The 22358-nt window shown below is 63.9% G+C and carries 28 protein-coding genes; 15 read left to right on the top strand and 13 right to left on the bottom strand.

What is annotated here, in order from left to right; genetic code table 11:
• Window positions 1-110 precede the first annotated feature (110 nt).
• Window positions 111-1304 carry a hypothetical protein gene (locus HB778_RS03810; protein ID WP_183461602.1) on the top strand — a complete coding sequence of 398 codons (1194 nt, stop codon included), beginning with the start codon at window positions 111-113 and terminating at the stop codon, window positions 1302-1304.
• 1 nt (window position 1305) lies between these two features.
• Here HB778_RS03810 and HB778_RS41030 read toward each other — a convergent pair whose 3' ends face one another.
• A complete protein-coding gene (locus HB778_RS41030) occupies window positions 1306-1416 on the bottom strand; it encodes a putative RiPP precursor (protein WP_192021935.1) in 111 nt (36 codons plus the stop codon).
• A gap of 322 nt (window positions 1417-1738) precedes the next feature.
• On the opposite strand from HB778_RS41030, the gene HB778_RS03805 reads away from it, so the two are divergent.
• The 5 genes from HB778_RS03805 to HB778_RS03785 all read left to right on the top strand — a co-directional run bounded on the left by HB778_RS03805 (window position 1739) and on the right by HB778_RS03785 (window position 6720).
• Entirely contained in the window at window positions 1739-3367 is a 1629-nt protein-coding gene (locus HB778_RS03805) for a WD40 repeat domain-containing protein (RefSeq protein ID WP_183461600.1), read from the top strand.
• 101 nt (window positions 3368-3468) lie between these two features.
• The gene (locus HB778_RS03800; RefSeq protein WP_183461598.1) at window positions 3469-3927 is read left to right on the top strand and encodes a mobile mystery protein A; all 459 of its coding nucleotides are present in this window, start codon (window positions 3469-3471) and stop codon (window positions 3925-3927) included.
• A complete protein-coding gene (locus HB778_RS03795) occupies window positions 3924-4535 on the top strand; it encodes a mobile mystery protein B (protein WP_183461596.1) in 612 nt (203 codons plus the stop codon). The genes HB778_RS03800 and HB778_RS03795 overlap by 4 nt, the downstream gene beginning before the upstream one ends.
• Before the next feature lie 62 nt (window positions 4536-4597).
• Complete coding sequence (locus tag HB778_RS03790) at window positions 4598-5149, top strand: isochorismatase family protein (protein ID WP_183461594.1); 552 nt, start codon at window positions 4598-4600, stop codon at window positions 5147-5149.
• Window positions 5150-5475: 326 nt separating this feature from the next.
• Window positions 5476-6720, top strand: a complete 1245-nt coding sequence (locus HB778_RS03785; RefSeq protein WP_183461592.1) for an amidohydrolase family protein — start codon at window positions 5476-5478, stop codon at window positions 6718-6720.
• 52 nt (window positions 6721-6772) lie between these two features.
• On the opposite strand, the gene HB778_RS03780 is transcribed toward HB778_RS03785, so the two are convergent.
• The 4 genes from HB778_RS03780 to HB778_RS03765 all read right to left on the bottom strand — a co-directional run bounded on the left by HB778_RS03780 (window position 6773) and on the right by HB778_RS03765 (window position 9032).
• The gene (locus HB778_RS03780) at window positions 6773-6985 is read right to left on the bottom strand and encodes a hypothetical protein (protein ID WP_183461590.1); all 213 of its coding nucleotides are present in this window, start codon (window positions 6983-6985) and stop codon (window positions 6773-6775) included.
• Window positions 6986-7102: 117 nt separating this feature from the next.
• Window positions 7103-7330, bottom strand: coding sequence for a hypothetical protein (locus HB778_RS03775; protein WP_183461588.1), 228 nt, complete (start codon window positions 7328-7330; stop codon window positions 7103-7105).
• A gap of 222 nt (window positions 7331-7552) precedes the next feature.
• Window positions 7553-7759, bottom strand: a complete 207-nt coding sequence (locus HB778_RS03770) for a hypothetical protein (RefSeq protein ID WP_183461587.1) — start codon at window positions 7757-7759, stop codon at window positions 7553-7555.
• A gap of 301 nt (window positions 7760-8060) precedes the next feature.
• Window positions 8061-9032: a DUF535 family protein gene (locus HB778_RS03765; RefSeq protein WP_183461585.1), complete on the bottom strand. Its 972-nt coding sequence runs from the start codon at window positions 9030-9032 to the stop codon at window positions 8061-8063.
• Window positions 9033-9993: 961 nt separating this feature from the next.
• On the opposite strand from HB778_RS03765, the gene HB778_RS03760 reads away from it, so the two are divergent.
• Window positions 9994-10293 (top strand): DUF1236 domain-containing protein, encoded by a 300-nt coding sequence (locus HB778_RS03760; protein WP_095200610.1) that lies wholly within the window; start codon window positions 9994-9996, stop codon window positions 10291-10293.
• Window positions 10294-10390: 97 nt separating this feature from the next.
• Here the strand turns inward: HB778_RS03760 and yghU are convergent, their stop codons facing one another.
• On the bottom strand, window positions 10391-11257 hold the full coding sequence (gene yghU / locus HB778_RS03755) for a glutathione-dependent disulfide-bond oxidoreductase (protein WP_183461583.1): 867 nt from the start codon (window positions 11255-11257) through the stop codon (window positions 10391-10393).
• 422 nt (window positions 11258-11679) lie between these two features.
• Between yghU and HB778_RS03750 the strand changes: the two genes are divergently transcribed.
• On the top strand, window positions 11680-12585 hold the full coding sequence (locus HB778_RS03750) for a S1C family serine protease (RefSeq protein WP_095200613.1): 906 nt from the start codon (window positions 11680-11682) through the stop codon (window positions 12583-12585).
• Window positions 12586-12603: 18 nt separating this feature from the next.
• Window positions 12604-13590: a LysR family transcriptional regulator gene (locus HB778_RS03745; RefSeq protein ID WP_183461581.1), complete on the top strand. Its 987-nt coding sequence runs from the start codon at window positions 12604-12606 to the stop codon at window positions 13588-13590.
• Here HB778_RS03745 and HB778_RS03740 read toward each other — a convergent pair.
• Together HB778_RS03740 and HB778_RS03735 are read right to left on the bottom strand one after the other, a co-directional pair.
• Complete coding sequence (locus tag HB778_RS03740) at window positions 13587-14315, bottom strand: SDR family oxidoreductase (RefSeq protein ID WP_183461579.1); 729 nt, start codon at window positions 14313-14315, stop codon at window positions 13587-13589. The two genes, HB778_RS03745 and HB778_RS03740, sit on opposite strands and share 4 nt — an antisense overlap.
• Window positions 14316-14441: 126 nt before the next feature.
• The gene (locus HB778_RS03735; RefSeq protein ID WP_183461577.1) at window positions 14442-14897 is read right to left on the bottom strand and encodes a MarR family winged helix-turn-helix transcriptional regulator; all 456 of its coding nucleotides are present in this window, start codon (window positions 14895-14897) and stop codon (window positions 14442-14444) included.
• A gap of 65 nt (window positions 14898-14962) precedes the next feature.
• Between HB778_RS03735 and HB778_RS03730 the strand changes: the two genes are divergently transcribed.
• Window positions 14963-15436, top strand: coding sequence for a cupin domain-containing protein (locus HB778_RS03730; RefSeq protein ID WP_183461576.1), 474 nt, complete (start codon window positions 14963-14965; stop codon window positions 15434-15436).
• 26 nt (window positions 15437-15462) lie between these two features.
• Here HB778_RS03730 and HB778_RS03725 read toward each other — a convergent pair whose 3' ends face one another.
• Window positions 15463-16074: a hypothetical protein gene (locus tag HB778_RS03725; RefSeq protein ID WP_183461574.1), complete on the bottom strand. Its 612-nt coding sequence runs from the start codon at window positions 16072-16074 to the stop codon at window positions 15463-15465.
• Window positions 16075-16168: 94 nt separating this feature from the next.
• Entirely contained in the window at window positions 16169-16513 is a 345-nt protein-coding gene (locus tag HB778_RS03720; RefSeq protein WP_183461572.1) for a VOC family protein, read from the bottom strand.
• 195 nt (window positions 16514-16708) lie between these two features.
• Here HB778_RS03720 and HB778_RS03715 point away from each other — a divergent pair, with 195 nt between their 5' ends.
• Complete coding sequence (locus HB778_RS03715) at window positions 16709-17308, top strand: YdeI/OmpD-associated family protein (protein WP_183461570.1); 600 nt, start codon at window positions 16709-16711, stop codon at window positions 17306-17308.
• On the opposite strand, the gene HB778_RS03710 is transcribed toward HB778_RS03715, so the two are convergent.
• Window positions 17287-18258, bottom strand: a complete 972-nt coding sequence (locus HB778_RS03710) for a LysR family transcriptional regulator (RefSeq protein WP_183461569.1) — start codon at window positions 18256-18258, stop codon at window positions 17287-17289. The genes HB778_RS03715 and HB778_RS03710 overlap by 22 nt on opposite strands.
• Before the next feature lie 127 nt (window positions 18259-18385).
• Here HB778_RS03710 and HB778_RS03705 point away from each other — a divergent pair, with 127 nt between their 5' ends.
• The 3 genes from HB778_RS03705 to HB778_RS03695 are packed head-to-tail and all read left to right on the top strand — an operon-like array spanning window position 18386 to window position 20141.
• A complete protein-coding gene (locus tag HB778_RS03705) occupies window positions 18386-18865 on the top strand; it encodes a carboxymuconolactone decarboxylase family protein (RefSeq protein WP_183461567.1) in 480 nt (159 codons plus the stop codon).
• Between the two features lie 53 nt (window positions 18866-18918).
• On the top strand, window positions 18919-19671 hold the full coding sequence (locus HB778_RS03700) for an SDR family oxidoreductase (protein ID WP_183461565.1): 753 nt from the start codon (window positions 18919-18921) through the stop codon (window positions 19669-19671).
• A gap of 41 nt (window positions 19672-19712) precedes the next feature.
• The gene (locus tag HB778_RS03695) at window positions 19713-20141 is read left to right on the top strand and encodes a cupin domain-containing protein (protein WP_183461563.1); all 429 of its coding nucleotides are present in this window, start codon (window positions 19713-19715) and stop codon (window positions 20139-20141) included.
• Window positions 20142-20248: 107 nt separating this feature from the next.
• Here HB778_RS03695 and HB778_RS03690 read toward each other — a convergent pair whose 3' ends face one another.
• Together HB778_RS03690 and HB778_RS03685 are read right to left on the bottom strand one after the other, a co-directional pair.
• A complete protein-coding gene (locus tag HB778_RS03690; protein WP_095200625.1) occupies window positions 20249-20737 on the bottom strand; it encodes an RrF2 family transcriptional regulator in 489 nt (162 codons plus the stop codon).
• 100 nt (window positions 20738-20837) lie between these two features.
• Window positions 20838-21467 carry a glutathione S-transferase family protein gene (locus HB778_RS03685; protein WP_183461561.1) on the bottom strand — a complete coding sequence of 210 codons (630 nt, stop codon included), beginning with the start codon at window positions 21465-21467 and terminating at the stop codon, window positions 20838-20840.
• 172 nt (window positions 21468-21639) lie between these two features.
• On the opposite strand from HB778_RS03685, the gene HB778_RS03680 reads away from it, so the two are divergent.
• On the top strand, window positions 21640-22338 hold the full coding sequence (locus tag HB778_RS03680) for an SDR family NAD(P)-dependent oxidoreductase (protein ID WP_183461558.1): 699 nt from the start codon (window positions 21640-21642) through the stop codon (window positions 22336-22338).
• Window positions 22339-22358 lie beyond the last annotated feature (20 nt).

The following is a 22358-nucleotide window of genomic DNA, read 5'->3' as shown; positions in this document are numbered from 1 at the left end:
TGCAGCGGCTGTATCGCAAGCTAGGCTGCGACAAAGCAATCGCGCAGCCAGATTATCCATGAACGCCGTTCCCAACAGCGACCGTCGATCACTATCGAGACTCTCCCGCCATGCATGATTTCGGCCTGGTCGAAATCCTGCTCGCGGCCGCTGCCATTCTTGTGGTCGCGGCATGCGTCGTCTGGCTGTTGCGCAAGGCGCGAGCCCGGCGCCGCACCCAACGTCGGGCGGATCCGACCAGCGACTATGCCCCACGCAGCGACTGGGAACGCAGCACCGGTACGGTCAACTACTCGTCCTTCGTCTATTTCGATGTCGACCGCGACGGGACGTATGGCGTGGGCGACCGGCCGATGGCCGGCATCATGGTGCGGCTGTTCGACGAACAAGCCGGCTACGTCGCTTCAACCAGGACAAACAATGGCGGCTTTGCCAACTTCGCCATGTCGACGTCTTCGACCAATGCCGTGATCCGCGCGCCCGGCGCCTACCGGTTCGCGGTTTCGATGCCGCCGGGCTGGCGCTCGCCCAGCGCCAATGAGACGCAATCGCAGGAGTTCCGGCTGGCCTCCGGCTCGCCCGCCGGGCTGGTGTCGCAGGATCTGCCCCATCCGGTCGGCCTGGCGCCTACGCGCAGCCTGGCCGGCCGGATGGCGGCGGAGAGCACCGCGACACTGTCGGTGATGGCGGACGGGCAAGAGCTGGAGAGCCGGGCGCTGGCGCCGGGTTCACCCTTCCAACTCGACCTTGCCGCCGAGGCCGACATGGTGGCGATCGCCGGTAGCGGGCTGGACCGGCAGCTTGCGCTTTCGCCCTATCCGACCGATCTCGGGCTGTTGTCATCGCAAACACTGTTGAGCGGGGCCTCGCTGCGGACGATAGGCTTCGACGACGTCACCGGACGCGGCTTCCGCAAGATCCCGTGCGGCCATGCCGGGCTGCAATGGCGCAACCTCAATGCCATGGCGCAGGATCACACCAAGGGCAGCGAAGGCTATGTCAACGGCAATGTCTCGGGCGATCACGTCGCCTATACCAGCAGCGGCTACCCGGCCGAATTCAGCCGCGAGACCCCGTTCGGGTTCCACTCGGTGCTGCTGAGCGCAGCGTGGCTGAAGTCTGAAGGGGAGATCGCGCTGATCGAGTGTTGGCTGGGCGAGCAACTGGTCGCCAGCGACCAGTTGGCGCTATCGGCACTGACGCCGCTGCACTACGCGCCGATGCTCAAGGCAGTAACCCGTGTCCGTCTCTCGACGAAACACTCTTGGCAAATGGTGCTGGACGACCTGATGCTGACGGGCTGACTTATTGCGGTATCGGAGGATTCGAGGTCACGACCGGGCCGTTGGTCGCAGCCGTGATCGATTTCAGATTGCCCTTCTTGATCAGAGCCGGCCGCTCGTAGATCTTCTTCATGATGCAAGCTCTCCACTATATCCCGCCGCGAGTGTGACACATCATGGTCTTCTGTCAATGTTGGGCTGGGGATAGTCCAGATTATCCCAACCAGAACATCGAAGATCTTGGCTTCAGGATTGCCGATTGCTTCGGTCCGATCGGGCATAAATCGGCAATGTAGAGCGCGCGTCGTCACGCTTAAGCCGTTGTTTCTATGCGTATCCCCAGCCCAAACCAGGATATATCAGGCGATATACATGAGGGCAGGAGGCGAGGCTGGCGCTTTGCGGTATACAGCCGGCGCTGCTAACCTCATCCAAATCCGCGGGCGGAGAGCGCGATGAACAGATTGGCTGACAAGGTGCTGGCGTTTGTGCTGGTCGCGGTTGCCTTAGCCTGTCTGGTGCGGATCTATCCGCTCGCCGGTGCCTTTGCCTGGCATGGCGTTTCCGGGCTGCTGTCGAGTGCAGCCTCCTTGCGGCTTCTGGCTTTCGCCGTGGCGGCACTTGCCTGCCTGGCCGGCGCCTTGCTGTTCTGGGCTGGCCTGTTGCCGGGGCGCCCTGCGCACCTGGCCGGAGCACCGCTGTTCGGCCGCGCGGCCGAAGTGCAGGAGACCGGCAGGCCCGGCCTGCGCAAGGTCTTTCTCGCTTTGCCGTTGCTTGTGCTGGCAGTGCTGGCCGTCGACCGGTTCGGCCCGTGGCATGATGGCGGCAGGGTGATTGCCAGCCAACCCAGCGAACCCAAGCCGGCCGAACCCAAGTCCAGTGAACCCAAGCCCAGTGAACCCAAGGCCGATGAACCGAAACTTGCCGAACCCAAACCCGCTGAACCGAAGGGCCAGGATGTCGCCAGCGCGCCGCCGGCTCCGGAGCCGGTAACGCCACCAGCTCCGCCGGCGCCACCCGCCCCGCCACCGGTAGCCGCCAACCCGCCGGCCGCACCGGTGCCGCCTGTGCCGCCCGTCGCCGTGCCTGTGCCGACGCCCGTTGCCCCGCCGGAGGTCGCGGTCATTCCGCCGCCCACGGTGGCGCCATTGCCGCCACCGCCGCCGGCGGCGCCGACGCAGCCCGACGGCCATCGCGAAGCGGTCGTCTGGCTGGCGGTGGCGCCGGACGGCCGATCGATCATGAGCGCCAGCACCGATCGTGTGATCAAGCTGTGGGACATTGGCGGCAAGCACCTGATCCGCAACCTCGGCGTCCACAAGGACATGGCGCGCACCGCGCTCTATATGCCCGACGGCGTCAGCGCGCTGACGGCCGGCGACGACGGCGAGATCGTGCTGCGCAAACTTGCCGATGGCGCTGTGCTGCATGTCTTCCAGTCCGGCCAGAATGGCGGCGTCAGGCAGCTGGCGATCAGCCCGGACGGCAAGCGCGCCGTCAGCGGACACGACACCGGCAACGTCATCGTCTGGGACCTCGTCAACAATTCCGTGCTGCATGTGCTGACCGGACACGACTGGTCGGTCAGCGCCGTCGCCGTCTCGCCCGATGGCAAGCAGGCGCTCAGCGGCAGCATCGACGGCACGCTGAAGCTCTGGGACATCGAAAGCGGCAAGCAGTTGCGTAGCTGGCACGGCCACGAGCAGGGCACCTATGGCGCCGTGTTCACCGCCGACGGGCACCATGTGATCACCGGCAGCGGCGACCTGACGATCAAGGTCTGGGATCTCGACAGCGGCCGCGAGGTGAAGCGTTTCGAAGGCCATGAAGGCACGGTCTATACGCTGGCGCTGTCCGCCGACGGCAAGCGGCTGCTGTCGGGTTCGCTCGATGGCACGGCACGGCTGTGGGACATGGAAACCGGCAACCAGATCGCCATGTTCGACAGCCAGACCGGGCCGATCTACGCCGTGGCCTTCGCCCCCGACGGCACGGTGCTGACCGGCGGCTACGACCGCACCATCAGGGATTGGCCGGCGGCGGGCGGGGATGGCGTGGTGCTGTTTGCGGGAGCGCCGGGGTGAGTAGTTGGAGAGATATGTCAATATTGAAGTTGACATTTAAGGGTATATTGTATATATAAATATTTACAATATGTTCCTATCTGTCAACTTATGAGTTTACAATGGGTGTTAAACAGGCCGTTCGCCAACAGTACCAGGCTTTGGTGGATCTCGCCCAAGCCGGGAACATCCAGATTCCTGCGGAAGGTTGGATAAGGACTGTGCGCAAGGCGCTCGGCATGTCGGGCGCCCAGCTTGCAGGGCGGATGGGCGTGACTCGCGCCCGCATTGCCCAGGTGGAGCAGGCCGAGCTCGAAGGTGGCGTCACCTTGAAGTCGATGCAGGCCACCGCCGAAGCGATGGGGTGCCGGTTCGTCTACGCGTTCGTCCCGCCAGACACCATCGAGGCCATCATCGTCGCCCAGGCGCGGAAAAAGGCGGAGGCGATTGTCGCCACGGCCGGCAAACACATGGCACTCGAAGACCAGGCTGTGGTCGGCAACCGGACTCGGCAAGAGGTGACCCGGCTGACGAACGAACTGATGTATGAAATGCCATCCGATTTCTGGCAGGACAAATGACGATTGCGCCTGATTATCCCGAGGGTGCGACGCCACTTGATCCCAACGAACTCGGCGGACTGAAGCACAGGCACATCACCACCCAGGCCGAGCTCAATGAACTGGAGCAGGCCAACATCACGTCCGGCCTGCTGTGGCTTTCCCGGACACGAAGAAAGGACATCCTCACCGACGGTTTCGCCATCGAACTTCATCGGCGGCTGTTCGGCGAGGTGTGGAACTGGGCTGGAACCTTCAGGACCACCGGCAAGAACATCGGCGTCGATCCCATGCAAATCGGGGTGCAATTGCGCGCAGCGCTGGATGATGCGCTCTACTGGATGAACCGGGGCACATATGCGCCTATCGAAGCAGCCGTGCGGCTTCACCGCCGGGTCGTGTTCATCCATCCGTTTGCGAATGGCAATGGGCGCCATGCCCGTATCCTGGCGGACGCCATGCTTGAGAAGCTCTACGGCGTCGATCCGATCGATTGGACCGCCGGGGCGGATCTGCTGAAAATGAATGAAAGGCGGGCGGCCTATATCTTGGCATTGAAGGCAGCCGACCGGCACGACATTGGTCCGCTGCTGACTTTTGTCGGACTGGCAGGTCGGCTACAGTCGTGACCGGCACCGCTATCACGCCACCCCAACCTTGATCGGTTGGCCCGCCGTGCTATGTAAAAATCATGTCAGCACCCAGCCTCGTGGCCAACGCGCCTCTCATCGTCATCGACCTCCAGACCGGCATGTTCGACGGGGTACACGAGCCGCCGATCCATGATGCGCCCGCCATTGCAAAGCGGACCCGGGCGGTGATCGACTGGGCAAGGCGGGGTGGGCGCAAGGTTGCCTTTGTCAGGCATGATGGACCCGAAGGCGATCCGTTGGCGCCGGGTGAATCGGGCTGGCCGGTCTGGCCCGCCCTTGGCCAGGCCGATGATGAACCGACCTTTGCCAAATCCGTGCGCGATGCCTTCAGCAATCCTGCCTTCGGCGACTGGGTCGCCGGGCAGGGGGCCGGCGCTGTGGTGCTCCTTGGCGCGCAGACCGATTTTTGCGTCGCAGCAACCGTCACGGGCGCGATCGCCAGAGGGCTCGGCGTCACCGTGGTTTCCGATGCCCACAGCACGCTGGACAGCGCCAGCGAGAGCGCTGAGCAGATCATTGCCCGGCACAATGGCGAATTCGCCGAAGCCGGTGTCAATCTGATGACAACGAAGGTGCTGGTCGGCGGCTGAAGCGGCAACGCCCATCATAGCAGCCCGGCCTGCCCGGACCGGATCACAAGTCCAGGCACGTGCCATGGTCGACGCGGGCGGGGGGCGCATTGTTGGGGTGTGCTCGGCGCCCGCGTCAACCAGGGCGGCTCGTACCGCCGCAACAACACCATTGCATATTGCCGGGCCGCCGAAACTTCCGTGAAAGCGGAATAGGCAGGACCCGCGGTGCGGATTCGAGATGCCGGTCCGCCCGGGCAATTGTGTGAAACAGTTTTTCGTCCCAGCCGCATTGACCCGCGGCGGGCGGGCGGCGAGGACTGGCGCTTGCAACAGGGATGGCGCCCATGGGCGAGCAGACAATTTTGAGCGAACAGACGATTTTCCGCAACGCGAAACTGGCCGATGGCTCGCTGGCGGATTTTTTCGTCACCGGCGGCCGCTTCAGCGCCATCGCGCCGGCCGGCAAGGCGCTCCCATCTGATCATGCCACCATCGATCCCATCATTATCGACCTTGGCGGCCAGCTTGTCGTGCCGGCCTTCGTCGAGGGGCATATCCATCTCGACACCTCGTTTTATGGCGATGCCTGGCGCCCGCATATTCCCTGCACCAATGGGTTCGACGTGCGCGAGCGTGTCGCCTTCCAGGCGCAGAACCTTGCCGCCGCGGCGCCGATGGCGGATCGGGCGAAGAACCAGCTCGAACTCTGTATCGGCCACGGCAGCCTGGCCATGCGCAGCCATGTCATGGTCGACAGCTCGGTCGGGCTGAAACATGTCGAAACCATCCTAGCCGTGCGCGAAAAATACCGCGACCTCATCGACATCCAGCTCGTCGCCTTCCCGCAAAGCGGCATTCTGTCCTCGCCCGGTACGGCGGAGCTTCTGGATGAGGCGTTGAAACTTGGCTGCGACCTCGTCGGCGGGCTCGACCCCGCCAGCTTCGACCGCGATGTTAAGGGCCATCTCGACGTGGTGTTCGCCCTGGCGCGGAAACATGGCGCCGGCGTCGACATCCACCTGCATGATGGCGGCACGCTCGGCCTGTTCCAGGTCGAGGAGATCGCGGGGCGGGCAAAGGCGCTCGGCATGGCAGGCCATGTCGCCGTCAGCCACGCCTATGGGCTGGGCGACATCCCGGCCGATGCGCTCAAGAAGGCCGGCGCGAGGCTGGCGGCGGCTGGCGTGGCGATCATGACCAACGCGCCCGGCAACCATGCCTTCCCGCCGGTGGCGGCTCTGCGGCAGGCCGGCGTCACCGTGTTCAGCGGCTCCGACAACATCCGCGATTCCTGGTGGCCCTATGGCGATGGCGACATGCTGAACCGGGCCAATATGATCGGCTACCGCTCCGGCTTCTATGAAGACCACGAGCTGGCCGCCGCCTTCGATGTGGTGACCCATGCCGGCGCCAAGGCGCTGGGGCTGGAGGACTATGGCATCGCCGTCGGTGCCAGCGCCGACTTCGTCGCCATGCGGGCGCAGCACGTGCCCGAGGCGGTGGTGGCCGTGCCGAAGGACCGCACGGTCTATCGCCGGGGCCGGGCGGTGGCCAAGGATGGCAGGATGATGGGCATCATTCAAGCCTGACCCGTCCCGATGAACCCGGGATGGGTCTTAGCAGGCGATGACCGCCCGGGTATCAGTAGGCCTTGGCTGCCGTCTTGTGCTTCTTGGAATGTTTCCTGTGTTTCTTGTGCTTCTTGGCGGCGACCTTTTGAACGGCGGCCGGGGCAGCCGTCGTGACCCCAGCGGTCACGGCGGCAGTGGTGGCAGCCGCGTTGGCTTCGACAACCGGCATGGAGACGACCAGCGCGAACGCGAGGCCGAGAGCCGCGAGGATGGATTTGTTCATGGATTTATTCCTTTTGGATCACGCCGAACCGAAACGGAAACCGTTTTCGGAAAAAATCATGTTCGAGCAAGAGGCTTCGATGGCGCACGCGGCGCCATCGGGCATTTCTCGGGAACCCTACTTTTTCTTGCAGTCGGCGGATGCCTTCATTGCTGCCGTCGCTTCGGCCTCGGTTTTGTAGGACGTCTTGCCGATCATCATGACGGTCTTGCCGTCAGGCTTTGTCGTGGCGACGGAACACGTCTTATCACTCGCCTTCTGGGCGACGAAATATTCTGTCGCCGCAAGCGCTGGAGCGGTCGCGAGCGTGACCAGAATTGCCGCGGAAAGAAGCTTCCTGTACATTTCATTTTCCTCCACTTGGCCCCTATCGCCGGTGGACACTGTGACGAAGCGATCTGTCTGACGTCTTGCCGCTACATTACGGTTTGGTAATGTTGCGTGCGGTCGACATGGAGGGCGGCATCGCCGGTGCTTCGCGAGTCAATATGACTGCTACCGCTCCGTCTTCAACGAGGGGCAGCCGTCGCCGCAATCTCTGATGTCTGATGTGTGATGGCTGGCCCATCAATTCGCCGCCCTGCTATCGACTGCCTGGGCCGATCGGGCTGGTACGGAGGAGAGCGCGTCTTGGTTCGACGGCTGCTCGCCGAAATACAGCGCGCCGCCGAGCACGAGGAATACAATCCCCACCGCCACAAGTCCGACCATCAACACGGCGATCGCCGTAGCCGGGCCGTGGCCTGTTCTGGTGATGATGGACCGATGGTGCATCGCTCTTCCTCCGAAATCGAGTCCGGTCCGGAGACCTTGCGGCAAACGACGGCAGAGGCGGGATGTTCCCGATGAAGAGCTGCATCGGCCCTTTGCGTTTCCTTTTGGGACCAAGGTCTTAGGTGACTGAAGCAAAGGTCCGGTGAGTCCTGTTCGGTTCCGGCAATGTCCATTGGATGTTCCAATATTTTAGCCAATTGAGATGTAATGCCTTTACCCTCTTGAGGGGCAAATGCGGGCGTCGAAAGAGCAAAATGGCGCCCGTCCGACATGCCCGCAGTGATGTGTCATTCTCCACATTTCATCGGGCCAAAGGCCCTTCGTGAGGAACTTCGTTCAGTCCGGGCGGCGGAGCAAAGAGGCTCATGCCAAACGCCAGGAATGCGAACTTGTAGCCCTCTCGCCGGCTGAGCGGCTCTGCCATGTCGCGCCGGCGCACGGGCATGGCAAAGCCGAATTCGCCGCCCTGCCATCCGCCGCGGTCGATCCAGTACTGGTCCATGTCGGCACGCTTGCCGGCCCTTTTTTCGGGCGAGCGGAAGTTGATGGTGTGCCTGGCGTCGCAGACGCCGAGAAAATGGTTGGCGCCGCCGCCGATCGCGATGCCTTCCACGACCAGCAGTGCGGCATCCTTGGGCCTGAGCCCGCACAGGTCGCGCGTGGCGTCGATGACGGCACGCTTGGCCTCCGGCTGCCGGCTGCCCTGGAGCCCGCCAATGGCGACGGTGTAGCGGCCCTTGCCCAGGGGGCTGGCGCCCAAGGGATAGAGGATGAAGCTCAGCCTGACCAGGTCGAGCCGGTCGCTCTGCCGCGTCAGCCTGATCGAGAAGGCGCCTTCGTGGCCGGTGCCGGAATGAACGGACAGCCGCATGGTCAGCACATAGGCATCGCGTCGCCCGGTCACCTGGCCGATGTCGATGGCCCGCCCGCGCCAGGCTTCGTCCAGCCGATGCCGCGGCAAGCCCGCCGCCGCGAGATTGAAATGGTCGACCAGAAGGTCGAAGCCGCGATGACCGGGCAGCCCAAGGGCGAAGAATTTGTAGGGTTTTTTGCGCAGCAGGTCGTCATGCGGGCAGCCCAGAGCGTGCTCTCGCCGGAAGTCCATGAGGAAGCGGAACCATTTGAAGAAGCTCACCGGCTTGCAGGCGAAGCGGGTGAGAAAGATCCCGGACTGCCGCAGCCCCAGCCGCCCGCAAAGGGCCATGACTTGGCTGAGGACGCCAGCGGTTTCCCTCAGCCAGGTGTCCCGCTGCTTGTTCGTTTGGATGGTCAAGATGTGTCCCGCGGCTCGTGTCGCGGGTGGCTATCCCCGGGGCATTGCGCGGACATTGCGCTGGACCCACGAGGCCAGAGAGGCGCTCATGCCCAATGTCTCCCTTGGCGGGCTCGCTCCAGCGACATCGAACCGCTCGGTTTTCCTTGTGGGACCAAGGTCTTAAGTGGCGTCCGTAAAAGGTCCGATAGGCCCTGTTCGGTTCCGGCAATGTCCATTGGATGTTCCGCTATTTTAGCCGGATGAGATATAATTAGGCAGCCATAGTGCCGTGGGGAAGGTGCCCAAGCATGCCTCTGACGCGGCTTCCTGGGAAGGTCTACCAGCCCATCCATTCGCGCGTGCGCCAGGCAAGGCCGGCAAAGGGCGCGATCAACGCGATAACGACAAACATCAGCATGAACGGGTGCTTGGTGGCGGAGGGTCTGGGTGCCATGTCGCGATCATCCTTGCTGGCAGGTTCATCGGGGAAATGCGGGGAACAACGTCGCCACGGCGGCATGGTTGCAACCATACAGGCACGCCGCTCATGGCTGGAACCGGATGCCGACGCCGGCGTTTTCCCGATGTGACCGGTGAGGCTGCCACCTCCGCCGGCACCGTTTAAAGGCTCGCTTTGCTCCCGGCAGAGCGGGCCTTTTTCGTGGCGCCGGACGACGCATTCGGGAACGACACCGCGCGCTCTACGTTAGGTATCGCTAAGGCAATCGACGGATCGTGTTTTCCTGAAGAAGCGCCCAGACGCATCTTGAGGTGCGGATGTATTGAATATTCGCTCTAAGTGTTGAAATTCATCACGTATTTTTAAGCATAGCTTGGGTGATGCCTTTCTTGCGCGAATATACAGAATCGGAATTTGTCGGGCGTGCCGAATTTATTCCGAAAATCGCGATGGAACTTCACGGCGCTGGCTGAGTTTTCCTCCTGGGTGGCAGTTTGATACCCAATAATGGAGGTTACTATGAAACATTATCTTTCGAGTGCGGCAGCTGCGATCGTTCTGATGGGCGGCATTGGTGCGGCCATGGCGGACACAATCGTCGTTCAGCCCGAGCAGGAGACGGTGGTTCGCGAATACGTCAAGAAGCAGCCGCTGGCTTCGGTCAATCTGCTCGGCCTCGAGCTCAAGCTCGGCTCGCCCGTTCCTGACAAGGTCGAACTGCGCGAAGTGCCCAACGTCAAGTACCGCGTCGCCGTGATCAACGACCAGACCGTCCTGGTCGACCCCGAGACCCGTCAGATCGTCGAAGTGCTGCACTGATCCATGGTGTGGCAGTGAGTGTGACGTCAGTGTAGCGTCGAGAAAAGCCCGCCACGGGTCGTGGCGGGCTTTCTTGTGAGGTTGGCGTTGCCGCCTCTTATTCGGCGGCCAGCTTGTCCTGCGTGTTCGTGTCGAAATCGCTGGCGTCGTGGCGCTCATGCAGTTGCATGGCCGGCTCGCCGAAGGCGCGGTTGACCATGCGGCCGCGCTTGACCGCGGGGCGGGCGTCGATCGCCTTGGCCCAGCGCTGAACGTGCTTGTACTCCTGGACGGACAGGAAGTCGGCGGAATCATTGTACATGCGGCCGAGCGCCAGCCCGCCATACCAGGGCCACACCGCCATATCGGCGATCGTGTAATCCTTGCCGCCGAGATATTCGGTCTCGGCCAGCCGGCGGTCGAGCACGTCGAGTTGCCGCTTGGTTTCCATGGCGAAGCGGTCGATGGCGTATTCGAATTTCTGTGGCGCATAGGCATAGAAATGGCCGAAGCCGCCGCCCAGATACGGCGCCGAGCCCATCTGCCAGAACAACCAGGACAGGACTTCCGCACGCGCCGGTTGTTCGGTGGGCAGGAATTCGCCGAATTTTTCGGCGAGATAGACCAGGATCGAGCCGGATTCGAAGATGCGCACCGGCGTCGCACCGCTGCGGTCCATCAGAGCCGGGATCTTGGAGTTGGGGTTGACCTCGACGAAGCCGCTGCCGAACTGGTCGCCATCGTTGATCCTGATGAGCCAGGCGTCGTATTCGGCGCCCTTGTGGCCGCGCGCCAAAAGCTCTTCCAGCATGACCGTCACCTTAACGCCGTTCGGCGTCGCCAGTGAATAAAGCTGCAGCGGGTGCTTGCCGACGGGCAATTCCTTGTCATGCGTCGGTCCGGCGATCGGCCGGTTGATGCTGGCAAAGGCGCCGCCATTTGCCTTGTTCCAGGTCCATACTTTCGGCGGGGTGTAGTCTGTCATGTCGGGCCTCGGGTTGGGGAGGAGAGAACGGGATTGAGCGGATCCATCTACAGCTAGGGCTGCGGAGGCGGAAGTTCAACTTGCGTTGAACTATTGTCAATGTTGGCGATGACGTTGGCCCTTCCTTCTCCCCTTGTGGGGCCCGAAGGGCGGGCGAGACCGTTGGCTCGCCCCGGGGGTGGCCTCGCGAAGCGAGGTCGGGGGTGTTCTAGGGAACGCCAACGCCTCACTCCGCTGGAACACCCCTCAACTGTCTCGGCGCTAACGCGCCGATCCACCGCCGGGGGCGAGCCACTTGTCTCGCCCCGTCCTTCGACCCCACAGGGGGAGAAGGAAGAACTAGCGATACGCACCTTGCACCATCCCCTCCAAGGCATACGTATAGAAGAAGCCGCCGGACATTCGCATCGCAGGACAAAATCATGGCCATCAATCCCAATCCGCGCTCCGTCGTTGCCGTGCGCGCCACCGTTCCCGAGGATGCTTTTACCGCCGGCGCGCTGGGCACGCTCAGGGAAGGCAGTGGTGTCGTCATCCGCAATGACGGGTTGGTGCTGACCATCGGCTATCTCATCACCGAGGCCGAGGAGGTCTGGCTGACCGCGCATGACGGCCGCGTCATCCCGGCGCACGCACTGGCCTATGATCAGGAGTCCGGCTTCGGCCTGGTCCAGGCGCTGGCGCCGACGGGGCTGCCGGCCGTGGCGCTGGGCGACGCCGGCAAGGCCCGGATCGGCGACGCGGTGGTGCTTGCCGACGGCGTCGGTCGGGCGGTCGAGGCCAAGATCGTCACCAAGCAGGAATTCGCCGGCTATTGGGAGTATCTGCTCGACGAGGCGATCTTCATCGCGCCGGCGCACCCGTCCTGGGGCGGCGCGCCGCTGTTCAGTGCCGATGGCGCGTTGCTCGGCATCGGTTCGCTGCGCCTGCAGATGAGCCGCGCCGGCGAGGTCGCCGATATCAACATGGTGGTGCCGATCGATCTGTTGCCGCCGATTCTCGACGATCTCTTGACGCGTGGCCAGGTGGCCAAGCCGCCGCGTCCGTGGCTCGGCGCGCTGTCGGCCGAAAGCGACGGCAAGGTGGTGGTGATGAGCGTGACCGAAGGCGGTCCGGCCGCTAAGGCCGGCCTGCGCCAGGGCGATGTCATCTCCGAGGTCCGCGACGGCGCGGTCGACGGGCTCGCCGATTTCTATCGCAAGCTGTGGGACAGCGGTTCGGCCGGCGCCGAGATCCCGATGCGGGTGGTGCGCGACGGCCGTGAGACCTGGCTGCGCGTCAAATCCGCCGACCGCGGCAGTTTCTTGAAGAAGCCGCAGTTGCAATAGGCCGGTGTCGGCCAGGCGATGCATCCAAGACTGCTCAAAACCTTCCTCGCGGTGGCGCGCAGCCGCAACATGACGCGCGCCGCCGAGGCGGTTCACCTCGCGCAATCGAGTGTCAGCGATCAGATCCAGGCGCTGGAGGCTGAGCTTGGTGCTGCCCTGTTCACACGCTCGAAGTCCGGCCTGGAGCTGACGCCGGCGGGACTCGCGCTGCAGCCGATCGCCGAAGAGCTGCTGCGGCTCGACGGCGAGGCGCGTGCCGCGGTGCTGGCGGCCGCCGGGCGCACCAGCGGGGCATTGACCATAGGCGCGCTGGAGACGATCGCCTCGGCCCGGCTGGCGCCCTGGCTGCCGGGATTCCAAGCCCGGCATCCCGATATCACCGTGCGGATGAAGGTGACCGACAGCGGCACACTGCGGCGCCTGCTGGAGGACGGCGACATCGACGTCGCCTTCTGCTTCGAGCGTCGCGACGGTGCGAAGGACGCCGATGCGCGCCTGGCCAGACGTGCGATAGGGGCCGAACCGCTGGTTCTGGTCGCGGCCCCGGGACAAGGCACCGCGCCGCGCGACTTGGCAGACCTTGCAGCGCTGCGCTTCGTGGTGACGGAGCCCGGATGCATCTACCGGCACATGTTCGACACTGCTTTTGCCGAGGCGGGTGTCGTGGCGCCAAGGCTTGCCTCCGAAGTCGGCAGCATCGGCGCCATTGCCCGGCTGGTGGCGGCGGGGGCTGGGTTGGGCCTCGTTCCGCGCCTTGCCGTCAGCGATGCGCTGGCGCGCGGTGACCTCGTCGAACTGCCTTGGCCCGGCCGGGCCCAGGCGGCACCGCTGACGATGGTCTGGCGACGCCGGCGCATCCAGCCGCCGGCGCTCCGGCGATTGCTCGCCGCCGCGCGCGACACGCTGGTGCCGGAACGCGTCGAGACGGGTTCAGAACTTGAATCGGGGGATAGCTCCAAAGCATTGTTTTCAAACAACTCCCTGTCGAAAGCCGCCACCGGCTAGACCAGCCGGTGCCCGCCTTCGACATGCAGCGTCGTGCCGGTGGTAAATCCGTTGCCGATGAGGAAGAAGAGAGCGTCGGCGATGTCTTCGGGTTGGCCGACCCTGCCGACCGGCAACCGCTCGGCCATCGCGGCAAGCATTTCGGCCTTGCGGTCACCCGCAACCTGCGCCCAGATCTCGGTGTCGACCCAGCCGGGCGAGACGGCGTTGACGCGGATCGGCGCGAGTTCGACGGCCAGCGCCCGCACCAGCCCTTCGAGCGCGGCGTTGACGGCGGCGACGACCGAGCCGCGCGCGGCCGGCCGGTAGGCGGCGATGCCGGAGACGAATGTCATCGAGCCGTTCGCGGCCAGCCGTGGCGCACCGTGCTTGGCAAGCAGCAATGGGCCGAAGAGTTTGCTGTCGACCGCGCGTTGCGCCGCCTTGAGGTCGAGCTCCGGCAGCAGCCTGTAGGCGCCTTCTATGTCGGCCGCCGTGCTGACGATGTGGTCGAGGCCGCCGATCTCGGCGAACAGCGCGGCGACCTGGTCTTCCCGGGCGATGTCGACGACGGCGACCTCCACGCCGGCGGGATTGCCAAGCCCCTCACGCGCCTGTCGCAGCCTCTGCTCACTACGCCCGGCGATGATGACTGTGGCACCGGCCTCGACGCAGCGCCTGGCCAGCGCCAGACCCATGCCGGAGCCGCCGCCGACGATCAGGATTTTCTGGTTTGAAAGGTTCATATCGCTCTGCCTTTGCTGGATTGGACAAGGGCAGGGGATTGGCAGGTCGGCGTGCCCGGAGGAAACGGAAGAAACCGATGGCACCATCGGAAATGCCGATGGTGCCGTGAACGAACGCGGTTTCGGTCAGCGCACCAGCGGACTATCCCAGACGGTGAACAGCAGTCCTTTCAGCTGGTCGAAGCGCTCCGGCCCGAGCTCGCTGCGCCACTCCTCCTCGATGTCGCGCAATATGTCGACCATTTTCCAGAAGGCGGCGTGGCCGCGTTCGGTGGCATGCACCACGCGCGCGCTGCCTTCGCCGTCGGAGCGGACGATATAGCCGTAATTTTCGAGGCTGCTGAGCAACTGGTTGATGGCCTGTTTGCTCATGCCGGCACGTTCGGCGATGGTGCCGGGGCGCGCGCCGTCCGGGCCGGGAAACTGCAGCACCGCCATATGCGGCAGGCGCAATTCGTCGAAACCGGCGGCGTTGAGTTCCTTGATCAGCCGGCGCTGGATCGCCTGTGCCGGCACGCGCAGCAGGGCGCCGATCAAAAGGTCTGTGGTCTTGGTCTGGAGAACTTCGGTGGAGGTGGCCATTGACGATCCGGTAAATTAAGTTTACTGATGACTAGTAAATGTAATTTACCGGAGGGGTTTGCGCAATGTCTGCCATGGATCTTCAGATCAACCCTGCCAATGAGATCATCGGCACCAAGGGGCTGTCGGTCCGCTTCCTGGTGTCGGGCGAAAATTCGAACGGCAGTGTCGCCGCTTTCGAGCTGATGGTGCCGGGCGCCCAGCGCCTGCCCGCGCCGGCGCACAGCCACGACCATTACGAGGAAACGATCTACGGCATCGATGGGGTTTTGACCTGGACCGTCGACGGCAAGCCGATCGAGGTTGGGCCGGGGGAGGCGCTATGCATTCCACGCGGCGCCGTCCACCGCTTCGACAACAATGGCACCCGGGATGCCAAGGCGTTGTGCGTCATCACGCCGGCGGCGATCGGTCCGGACTATTTTCGTGAGGCATTCGGCTTGCTCAACGCCGCTGCCGGCGGGCCGCCGGACAAGGCTGCGATGATGGAGATCATGCGCCGCCACGGCCTGACGCCGGCAATGCCGCCACCGGCCTGATGCCGGCCGCAGGGGCAGGGCGCCAGTTATTCCTGGCAAGCGGCGAAGGCGTCGCCTGAATTCCAGTCCTTGAAGGCAACGATCTGGCCTTCAGCCGACACGGTCTTGTGCTTGGTGCTGCCGTCCGGCTGCTGCTTCGAGCTGGTGCCCTTGCCGGTCAGCACATTGTAGTCACAGGCGCTGGCGACATTCTCCTGCAGGTAATCCACGGACTCATAGGCGAAGCCGGCAACGATGAAGGCGCCGTTGCGGTAGGCGATGGTCAGCGTCTGGTTGGTGCGCTCGCTGCCGATCTCCGGCGCCGGCAGATAGAATTTGATCGAGCCGTTGGGCAGCATCGTCAGCTCCGGCTCGGCGTCGGAGTTCTCGTAGCCCGGCCGGTCGTAGCCGTTCCAATCGCCACCGATCTGCTCGCGCACGATTTCGACGGGCTTGAGGTAATTGTGCTCGATATCCCTGAGGAAGAAATGGATGTCCATCGGGTCGCTCGGCCCGGTCTCGACCACCATGGCAAGGTCGGGAGCGCCGTCGCCGTTGAAGTCGCCGGTCACCGCGGTGATGATCTTGCGGGTTTCGACCGGTTCGGCGAGGGCGGTTGTGGGGAGCGCGAGGGCAAAGGCGAGGAGCAGAGATTTCATAGCGTGTTCCCCGAGTGCGGCACCCGCTGTGGTACAGCAGAGCGCGCGGAGGCGCCAGCGCTTCTCCTTCCCGCCGCAGGGAGAGAAGGGAGCGTTAGTCGCGCTCAGTACTCGCAAACACCACCAGGTTCCCGTCGGGATCGCGCATGCGCATGATCCAGAAATGGTCGGCTTCCTCGATCGGGCCGGGTTGAAGGCCGGCATTCACCAACCTCTGCCTTTCGGGCGCCAGCGGCAGCACGCCGAGCGTCAGGGTCGAGGTGCCGGCCTTGTCCTTGTCCTCGAAGAGCTGCACCTCGGCGCTGTCGGTGAACTGCCACTCGGCCAGCCCCGGCATGGGCCGGCGCAGCGGCGGCTTACCGAAGAGCTTTTCGTACCAGCCGATGCTGGCCTCGAGGTTGGAGCAGCTGACATGGGCGAAAATGGTCTCTATTGCCATCGGGACCCTCCATCGGGCGGTTGCACTCTTGCGGCAACGCGGCGATGGATAGTGTGTTCCCTACTTTGCGGCAGCGTGTCCCATTGCTGACGAAAACTGGCAGTGGACCAAGCCATGATGCCGGGAATCGCGGGATGACGGAGGCGAGATGACACTGACGCCAGCGACAACAATACAGAACCGGCGGGCCCGCTGATGGCGCCGGTCAAGGTCGATCCCGACAAGGTCCGGGAATTCCCCGACGCGGCGAGTTTTTATGCCTGGCTCGGCCAGCACCACGCCACGGAAAGCGAGGTGTGGATCAAGGTGCACAAGGTCGGGTCGGGACTGAAGTCGATCACGCCGAAAGAGGCCATCGACGTCGTGCTGTGCTTTGGCTGGATCGATGCGGTGCGCAAGGGGCTGGACGAGACCAGTTTTCTGCAGCGCTACACGCCGCGCGGCAAGAAAAGCATCTGGAGCAAGATCAACATCGACAATGTCGCGCGGCTCATCGAGGAGGGCCGCATGACCGGGCATGGGCTGAGCCAGGTCGAGGCCGCCAAGGCCGACGGGCGCTGGGCGCGCGCCTATGGCAGCGGCAAGGAGATGAAAATCCCTGACGATTTGCTGGCGGCGATCAACGCCGAGCCGGCGGCCAAGGCCATGCTGGAAAAGCTCAGCGCGCAAAACCGCTTCTCGCTCGCCTTCCGCACCCACAACATGAAGACCGAGGCTGGCCGCCGGAAGAAGATCGAGACCTTCGTGGCGATGCTGAAACGCGGCGAGACGATCTATCCGCAGGGCAAGAAGTAGGAGCCTTCGGACGCGGGAATGAGGGGCGATGGTTCGGCCTGCGAGGGGGCTGATGATGCCATCAAAATATCGCCGCGGACGGCCTGGACAAGAAAGTCGAGGACCGTCGTCACACGCAGCGGCACGTTCTTGCGCGAGGGGTAGACGACGTTGATCGGCAGGCGCGTCGGCGGAAAGTCCGGCATCAGCCTGACCAGCCTGCCTGCTTCGATGTCCGGCCCGGCCAGAATGTGGGAGAGCACCGCAAGCCCGGCTCCTGCCAATGCCGCGCGATGGACGGCCATCGAATTGTTGGCGACAAGGCGGGGCTCGATGCGCAGCACAACTTCATCCGCTCCACCGGAGAACGACCATGACCGGCCGTCGCCGCCACGACTGTAACAGATGCAGGCGTGATCCCTGATGTCTTGCGGCACTCGCGGCGTGCCGCGTCCCTCGAGATAGGCTGGCGAGGCCACGAGAAAGGCGGTTGTCCAGCCGATCCGGCGGCACATCAGGCTGCTGTCGCCGACCGGCCCGAGGCGCACCTCGAGATCGATTGCGTTGGCGACCAGGTCCGACGGCCCGTCGCGAAGGACGAGCTCGACTTGCAGGTCGGGATGGCGCTCCAACAACGTTGCCAGGCGGTCGCTGATGAAGAAGCCGAGCGGCGTCGGCAGGCTGAGCCTCACCTTCCCCGATACGGCTGCCGCTTCGGTGCAGCCGGCCTGGCCGAGCGCTTCGACGGCTTCGATGACACGCAGCGCCATCGGCAGCATCTGTTCGCCCTCCGCCGTCAGGGCGAGCGCGCTCGTGGTGCGATGCAGAAGGCGGGTCTTCAGATGCGCCTCCAGCGCGGAGACCTGCCGGGATACCGCCGGCTGTGTCAGATCAAGGTCGATGGCAGCCGCTGAGAAGGACTTTGTCTGCGCCACGCGCAGGAACGTTCGCAATGCCGATACGACATCCATCCTCGCCCTCATACTTTTCGACATAAGCCTTATGTCCGCATCCTAGGCCGGTGGCGCTTTACTGTCCAGAGATTATGGATATTAAATATCCTTAAGGACATCAAATATCCTCAAAAAAGGGAAAGCCATGACACAGCGCCTCAACGCCGCGCAGCAATCGCCTGAATTGTTCAAGAAGCTCATCGATCTCAGCATGGCCGAGACACGCGGCGCCATCGAAGAGAAGATCCGCGATCTGGTCCACATCCGGGCCTCGCAGATCAATGGCTGCGCCTTCTGCCTCGACATGCATGTCAAGGAAGCCAAAATCCACGGTGAGAGCGAGCTGCGGCTCCATCATGTCGCCGTCTGGCGGGAATCGACCCTTTTCATTCCCCGTGAACGTGCCGCCCTTGCCTGGACCGAAGCCGTCACCAAACTGCCCGAGAGTGGCATCCCGGACGAGCTCTACGAGCGCGTGCGCGGGCAGCTTTCGGAAAAGGAAATCTCCGACCTCACCTTCTCGGTCATGGCCATCAACGCCTGGAACCGTGTCAACGTCGCCTTCAGGACCGTGCCGGGCTCCGCGGACAAGGCTTATGGCCTCGACAAGGCCGGCCTGAACTAAACCTTTCCTCGGCCCATCAATCGAAGCGGCGCGACCCCAAACGGAGACATCTTATGAAAATCGTTATCATCGGAGGCACCGGTCTCATCGGTTCCAAGACCACCGAACGCCTGCGCAAGCAGGGCCACGAGGTGATCGCAGCCGCGCCGAATACCGGCGTCAACACCATCACCGGCGAAGGCCTGCGGGAAGCGCTCGAAGGCGCCGACGTCGTGATCGACCTCGCCAACTCACCCTCCTTCGAGGACAAGGCGGCGATGGACTTCTTCGAGACGTCGGGCCGCAACCTGCTCGCCGCGGACAAGGTCGCCGGCGTCAAGCACCATATCGCGCTCTCGGTTGTCGGAACCGAACGCCTGCAGGATTGCGGCTATTTCCGCGCCAAGCTCGCCCAGGAGAATCTGATCAAGGCTTCCGGCATTCCCTACACCATCGTGCATTCCACGCAGTTCATGGAATTCCTGGCCGGCATCGCCAAGTCGGGGACAGTTGGCGAGGCCGTGCATCTGTCGCCGGCCTATGTGCAGCCCATCGCATCCGACGATGTCGCCGATGTCATGGCCGGGGTCGCGCTCGCCGCGCCGATCAACGGCATGATCGAGATTTCGGGTCCGGAGCGCGTGCGCATGAGCGAGCTCGTTGCCCGCTACCTCAAGGCTGTCGGCGATCCCCGCGAGGTGGTGGCCGATCCGGAGGCGCTCTACTTCGGCGCGCGGCTCAACGACACGTCGCTCGTCTCCGACAACGATCCCCGCCTTGGCCGCATCACCTTCGAACAGTGGTTCGCCGCCTCGGCGCGGAAATGACCGGCAGGCGCGGCCATCGCTCAACCCACAGGAGTTTTCAAATGATCAAGTCAATCACTGCTGCTCTCGTCGTGACGGCAGCACTGGCCGGCCCGGCCGGAGCCACAGGGGCCCATCACGCGGGCGAGAAGGCGGCCAAGGTCACCCTCGTCTATGAGCATGAACTGCCGAATGTTCCGGGCAAAAGCATTAGGGGTATTCTGGTCGAGTATGGCCCCGGCGGCACCTCGCCGGCGCATACGCATCCAAGCTCCGCCTTCATCTACGCGACGGTCCTGGAAGGCTCCATCCGCAGCCAGGTCAATGACGGGCCGGTCAAGGTCTACAAGGCCGGCGAGAGCTTCTCGGAGATGCCGGGCGATCGCCACAGCGTGAGCGAGAACGGCAGCAAGACGAAGCCCGCAAAGCTGCTGGCGGTGTTCGTGGTCGATACCGCTCAGAAAGAACTGACCTATCCGGCCAAGAAGTAAACCGAGCAGGCCGGACGCCTTCCTGGCGTCCGGCAGTCCCCGTGAACCCGGATCACGGGGGTTCTATCCGCGACGAGAGGCCCGTCGCCCGTTGCGACCCGTCATGGTCATCCGGCGCGCTCCAGCACCCATTCGAAGCTGCTTTTCCAAAGGTCCGCCGGAATGTCGAGGGCCAGCGCTTCAGTGAGGTCGGAAAGCCTGACGGCGCGCAATTTTTCACGCCAGGCCTCATCGGCTTCCCACATGATGCGTGCCACCGGGCAAGGGCCGCTTTCGCAATAGCCCTGCGGGCGACACGGATTGTTCTCGCGGATATTGTTGCACACAAACGTCCGTGCCTTGCCCTCCACCGCCTCCACGATGTCGAGGAAGGTCAGTTCGGCCGGTGGCCGCGCCAACCGGTATCCACCTGACGGACCCAGCGTCGTGTCGACCAGTCCCGCCTGCGACAGGCTTTGCAGTGCCTTGGAGAGATACTCCTTGGGAAGGCCGTGGAACTCGGCAAGCGCTTTTGTGGAGAGATAGCGCCCCTCGGGCAGGCCGGCGAGAATGGCGCAGCAGTGCAGCGCCCATTCGACTTGGCTTTTCAGGATCATCCACGGATTCCGGCCGACCGAACTCTATTAAGGATATTAAATATCCCTATTCTGCCATGGTGTAAACAGACAGGTTCTGGCGGGTGGGATGAGCCAGCTCTCAGCCACCCGAATGCGGGTCGATGCTGTAGGGGTGGACAGGATAGCCCTCGCCGATGGCGCCGCGCACGCGGCCGGCCCAGGCGAGGAATGCCGGGTAGTCCGTTGGAGAAAAGCCGCAATCCCCGGCGCGGTGGCTGTAGGCATAGACGGCGATGTCGGCGATCGTGAGGTCGTTTCCGGTGAGGAACGGCGTCTCGCCAAGGCTGCGGTTCAGAGCGGCGAGCGTGCGTGCGCCGGCCTCGCGCTTGCCGGCAACCATGGCCTGGTTGCGCTCGAGCCGTCCGGTCAAGGTCCAGAAGCGCAGCGAGCCGATGACGGGCTCGACATTGTACTGTTCGAAGAACAGCCATTGCATGATTTTGGCGCGGCGGTAGCGATCCGCCGGCAGGAGCGGCGTGCCTTCGGCGAGGTAGGCGAGGATCGCATTGGATTCGGCGATGGCACTGCCGTCCTCGAGCTGGAGCACGGGAACGGCGCCTGCCGGGTTGAGTTTTTGGAACGCATCGGTGTGGCTCTCGCCCTCGAAAATCGAGACGATGCGGGTCTCGTAAGGGATCTCCAGCAGGCCGAGCAGGACCCGGACTTTCCAGCCATTTTGCGATGGCAGATAATCGTGAAGCGTGAGCATGGACCGTCCTCGTGATGGCTGGACGATCGCATGACGCGATGCCGGAAGACACCCGATTCCTGCGCAATCAATTCATGCATTCCATCGCGCAATGATTGCGATCTCCACCGCCTAATAAATCAATTCCGTCCGTGCCATCTTTCCCTGAGACGACATACAGAGGCATTCCCACATGACCACACATCCCAACAAAGTCGCCCTCGTCACCGGCGCCAATCGCGGCATCGGGCTGGAGACCGGCCGCCAGTTGGCGAAACTCGGCTTCACGGTGCTGCTTGGCGTGCGCGATGTCGCCAAGGGCGCGGCGGCGGCGAAAGGGCTCGAGGGCCATCTCGAGGCGATTGCGCTCGATGTCGCAGCGCCTGACGCAGCAGCGCAAGCCGCCGCTGAGGTCGAGCGCCGGTTCGGCCGGCTCGACGTGCTGATCAACAATGCCGCCATCCACTACGACACCGGTTCGCGCGCCTCGCGGCCCGACTGGACAGTCATCCGCGAGGCGTTCGAGACCAATGTCTTCGGCGCCTGGCGGGTGGCGGCGGCTTTCGCGCCGCTGCTCAGGGCGGGCGGTCACGGCCGGCTGGTCAATGTCTCCTCCGAAGGCGGTTCGCTGGCCTCGATGGGGGCAGGCGCCCCGGCCTATTCGACCTCGAAGGCGACGCTCAATGCGCTGACCTGCGTGCTGGCGGCGGAACTGCGCGGCTCCGGCGTGCTGGTCAACGCCATCTGCCCGGGATGGGTCGCCACCGATATGGGCGGGCCGGGCGGACGCCCGGTGGCGCAAGGGGCGGCCGGGATCGTGTGGGCCGCGACCTTGCCGGATGATGGCCCGACCGGCGGCTTTTTCCGCGACGGCAAAAGACTGCCGTGGTGAGTGTGGCAGTTCAGCAGGAG

The organism is Mesorhizobium huakuii, from assembly GCF_014189455.1.
Taxonomy (GTDB): domain Bacteria; phylum Pseudomonadota; class Alphaproteobacteria; order Rhizobiales; family Rhizobiaceae; genus Mesorhizobium; species Mesorhizobium huakuii_A.
This window is presented reverse-complemented; position numbering and strand designations above follow the sequence as displayed.